Annotated in this window: 1 protein-coding gene; it reads right to left on the bottom strand. The window is 73.3% G+C overall.

Annotated elements, in window-relative coordinates; translation table 11 throughout:
• Positions 1 to 331: 331 nt before the first annotated feature.
• Positions 332 to 592: a hypothetical protein gene (locus AB0C99_RS38600; RefSeq protein ID WP_327378639.1), complete on the bottom strand. Its 261-nt coding sequence runs from the start codon at positions 590 to 592 to the stop codon at positions 332 to 334.
• Positions 593 to 750: the final 158 nt, after the last annotated feature.

Below are 750 nucleotides of genomic sequence, written 5' to 3'. Positions count from 1 at the left end.
GGGTTGGAGCGGTACGGACGACGGACAGAGGAACAGCGGAGTTGGAACGCCAGAACTGTGCAGGCGGACGAAGGACGTGACCGGTAGGTGGCTTAGGGCGAACCATGGCGAGCAGAGCGGATAGACCGGACGGCAGCAGGTAAGGGGACGTGGCGGCCCATTTGGCGGTGGCACGGGTGAGATCGTCCGGGAGCCGGGAGCCGGGAGCCGGGAGCCGGGAGCCGGGAGCCGGGAGCCGGGAGCCGGGAGCCGGGAGCGGCGGGGGCGGCGGGAGAAAGCAGCGTGCCCCGCTCACGTTGTGAGCGGGGCGGGGGGCGGGGCGGCGCGGGCGCTACGCGGCGCGCTGGTTGGCGTCGGCCAGCAGGGAGCGACCCACGTGCCCTGCGGCTTCTGCGGGGGACTTCCCGGCCCCGAGGGCCAGGAGGTAGCGCGTAGTGGTGACGGCGACTGCTTCGGGAGTGCTGAGCGCCTTGTGGACCATGGGCGGTCGTACGCCCCACTTCTGGGCGATCAGCGTGCTTGCTGCGGAGGTGATGAACGCTACGGCGTCGGCCACGCCGTCGGGTGTCTCCGGGGAGAGCGAGTCGCTCATGGTCCTACTCCTTTCAGGGTGTGGCGTGGTGGCCGGGCCAGGAGGCCCCGGGGTGCGCCCACTCGCGAAGCCGGTGCCGACCGCGCGCGGCGCGAAGGGGGCCGGGGAGCGGGCGTCCGGGGGAGTGCCGGACCTGACGAAGCCGGCGCCCGAGCCGA

It is taken from the genome of Streptomyces sp. NPDC048659 (assembly GCF_040650575.1).
Classification (GTDB): Bacteria; Actinomycetota; Actinomycetes; order Streptomycetales; family Streptomycetaceae; genus Streptomyces.
This window is presented reverse-complemented; position numbering and strand designations above follow the sequence as displayed.